Annotated in this window: 2 protein-coding genes; one reads left to right on the forward strand and one right to left on the reverse strand. The window is 47.8% G+C overall.

Annotated features, from left to right (window positions below; all coding sequences use genetic code 11):
• Positions 1 to 692 (forward strand): alpha-isopropylmalate synthase regulatory domain-containing protein (locus RMO84_RS10225; RefSeq protein ID WP_310488360.1); only part of this gene is annotated, 692 nt, incomplete at its 5' end.
• A 117-nt stretch (positions 693 to 809) separates the two neighbouring features.
• Here the strand turns inward: RMO84_RS10225 and leuS are convergent.
• The gene (leuS, locus tag RMO84_RS10230) at positions 810 to 3,389 is read right to left on the reverse strand and encodes a leucine--tRNA ligase (protein WP_310488361.1); all 2,580 of its coding nucleotides are present in this window, start codon (positions 3,387 to 3,389) and stop codon (positions 810 to 812) included.
• Positions 3,390 to 3,526: the final 137 nt, after the last annotated feature.

Here is a 3,526-nt window from a genome sequence, read left to right on the forward strand (position 1 = left end):
TCGGAGCCAACGCCTTCGCCCATGAATCTGGCATCCACCAAGACGGGATGCTGAAGAACCGCAACACCTACGAAATCATGGACGCCCAATCGATCGGCCTCACCGAAAATTCGATCGTGCTGGGTAAACACTCCGGTCGGAACGCTTTTCGGACTCGCTTGTCAGAATTGGGAATGGAATTGTCCGAGCACGATCTCAACAAAGCATTTCTGAGATTCAAAGATGTTGCGGACAAGAAAAAAGAGATTACCGATCGAGATTTGGAAGCAATCGTCAACGACGAAACTCAACAAATCCCCGAAATCTTTGTCCTCGATCGAGTCCAAGTAACCTGCGGCGATCGCGCGCAACCGACAGCAACAGTGACGATCCGAATGCCCAATGGTGAAGAACTAACCGATGCCGCGATCGGTACTGGCCCTGTCGATGCCATCTACAAGGCAATCAACCGCGTTGTTGATGTTCCTAACCAATTGATCGAATTTTCCGTGCAATCGGTCAAAGGGGGTATTGATGCGATCGGTGAGGTGACAATTCGGCTCAAGGATCGGGACTATACTTACTCAGGTTATGCCGCCAATACCGATATTATTGTGGCGTCCGCGCAGGCATATATTAATGCCCTCAATCGTTTGTATGCTGCTAAAACGAAATTAGAGGAAGCGGCAAATCGGTTGAAAGTTAATAGTTAATAGTCGATCGCTCAGAACCCCGACTGTCTTGACGCGCTCGACCTGGAGGGAACCTCCAGAACGCGCGCCGCTTCTTGAAGAAGTCGGGGTTCTTTTTAACTACTTTTTAAATAATAGTTACGCGATGATGAAATTAACTAACTTTCCAGGTACGACGATGACTTTTTTTACCTCCTTGCCATCTGCATACTTTTGGAAGATCGCGGATTCTTTGGCATAGGTTTCTAGTGCTGCTCGATCGCTATTAGTCGGCACTTGAATCGTTCCGCGAGTTTTGCCCATAATCTGAATTACGAGGGTAATTTCATCAGCAACTAAAGCTGTCTCATCTAGTTGCGGCCAAATTTGGTTATGAACTGAATCACTATGCCCGACAATTTGCCATAATTCCGCAGCTAAATGCGGAGCAAATGGTGCGAGTAATAGTAACAAGGTAGTAATTCCTTCGGCATACACTGGTGAATTTTTGCAATCCGAGTCAGTAAGGGCATTACTCAGTTTCATTAGTTCGGATACCGCTGTATTAAACTGATACTCGCCGTCCAAATCTTCAGTGATGGCTTGAATGGCAATGTGGATCGATCGACGTAAATCTTTTTCAGATTTAGACAATTCGCTACTAGCTTGAGGTGTTAATGAGGTAGAGCCAGTGACTAATTTCCACAGTCGATTGACGAATCGAAATTGCCCTTCAATATCGGCATCATCCCACTCCAAATCTTTTTCAGGAGGTGCTTTAAATAGAATGAACATCCGCGCTGTATCGGCACCATATTTGGCTAATACATTTTCTGGATCGACACCATTATATTTAGATTTGGACATCTTTTCAAAGGAAACCTTGAGTGCATCTCCAGTGGCGGGATCTGTGGGATGCTCTAGATCGGCGATCGATGCTACTGGAATAGCTTTTTCGGTGCGAGGATTGGTATAGGTGATTGCCTGTACCATGCCCTGTGTCAATAATTGGGTAAACGGTTCGTCAAAATTCAGGAATTTAGTTTTACCGCCATCTTCACCACCAAAATCGCGAATTACCTTCGTAAAGAACCGAGCATATAGTAAGTGCAATACCGCATGTTCGACACCGCCAACATATTGATTTACTGGCAGCCAATTATTAGTTAGATCGGTATTGAAGATCCGATCGTCATTGGTGGCATCGGGATACCGCAGATAATACCAGGAAGAATCCACAAACGTATCCATCGTATCGGTTTCTCGTTTGGCGGGAGTGCCGCAACTCGGACAGGGGACATTCACCCAAGATTCCAAACTCGCCAGGGGATTGCCACCTTTGCCAGTAAAGGCGATATCTTCAGGTAATTCAACTGGTAGATCTGATTCAGGTACGGGTACGACACCACATTTGGGGCAATGAATCATCGGAATTGGCGTACCCCAATAACGCTGGCGAGAAATCAACCAATCGCGCAGTTTATACTGTACTTTCGATCGACCGTAACCTTTTTGCTCGGCATAATCGAGGATCGCTGTTTTGGCAGCAACCGAATCCAACCCGTCGAATTGGCTGGAATTAACGATTGTCCCTGGCTCAGTATAAGCTGCTGTCAGAGGTTCGGCAATCTCCTGATTCGATGGTGCAATTACTTGCGTAATTGGTAACTGATATTGCTGGGCAAATTTGAAATCGCGCACGTCGTGAGCGGGTACGCCCATGACTGCACCAGTCCCATACTCATACAAGACATAATCGGCAATCCAAATCGGTACTTCTGCACCTGTAAACGGATTTACCGCCATCGCCCCCGTAGCGACACCCCGCTTGGGCTTATCTTCCGCAGTCCGATCGATCTCGCTCTGCCGCTTCACCTCAGCGATGAAGGTATCGACAGCGGCTTTTTGGTCTGAAGTGGTCACTTTTGCCGTTAATGGGTGTTCGGGAGCCAGGACGATATAACTCACGCCATAAACCGTGTCGGGACGAGTCGTAAAGACAGTAATTTTCTCGCTACTACCCACAATCGGAAATTCTAAATCCGCCCCGATCGATTTTCCGATCCAATTTGCCTGCATCAACCGGACTTTTTCCGGCCACCCTTTCAATTGGTCGAGATCGGTTAATAATTGTTCGGCATAGTCGGTGATTTTAAAGTACCACTGTCTGAGAGCTTTCTTCTCTACCAGTGCCCCAGACCGCCAGGACCGTCCCTCACCATCGACCTGCTCGTTAGCTAGTACCGTCAGATCGATCGGATCCCAATTGACCATGCCATCTTTTTGGTAAGCCAAACCCGCCTGATAAAATTTCAGGAAAATCCACTGCGTCCAGCGATAATATTTGGGCGAACAAGTCGCTAATTCCAGGTTCCAATCGATCGACAGCCCCAATTTTTTGAGTTGCCCCCGCATGTGGGCGATGTTCTGATACGTCCAAGTCGCGGGATGAATTCCGCGCTCGATGGCCGCATTTTCTGCTGGCAGCCCAAACGCATCCCAACCCATTGGATGCAACACTCGATAGCCCTGCATCCGCTTCTGGCGGGCGATCACGTCGGGGATGACATAGTTCCGCACGTGCCCCATGTGCAGATTTCCCGATGGATAGGGAAACATCGAGAGCACATAAAATTTAGGCTTGGTGCTAGTATTATCCGTTCGATCGACATTGCCATCGTCCCAAATCTGCTGCCATTTGGCTTCGATCGCACTAGGCTGATAGTTGTTAGGTTCCATATCTATTAGTTTGAGTGGGCACAGCGATTGCCCCTGGTTATGTCCTATGGTGTGTACGCATCTCTAGTTAGAAGCGACATTGGTGAGAATCCCCCTAAATCCCCCTTTTTAAGGGGGACTTCCGGATCTTGTTCCCC

Source organism: Chamaesiphon sp. VAR_69_metabat_338 (assembly GCF_031423935.1).
GTDB lineage: Bacteria > Cyanobacteriota > Cyanobacteriia > Cyanobacteriales > Chamaesiphonaceae > Chamaesiphon.

Excerpts from the sequence above, each read along its gene's own strand:
- leuS (WP_310488361.1), bottom strand. The coding sequence starts at position 3,389 with ATGGAACCTAACAACTATCAGCCTAGTGCGATCGAAGCCAAATGGCAG.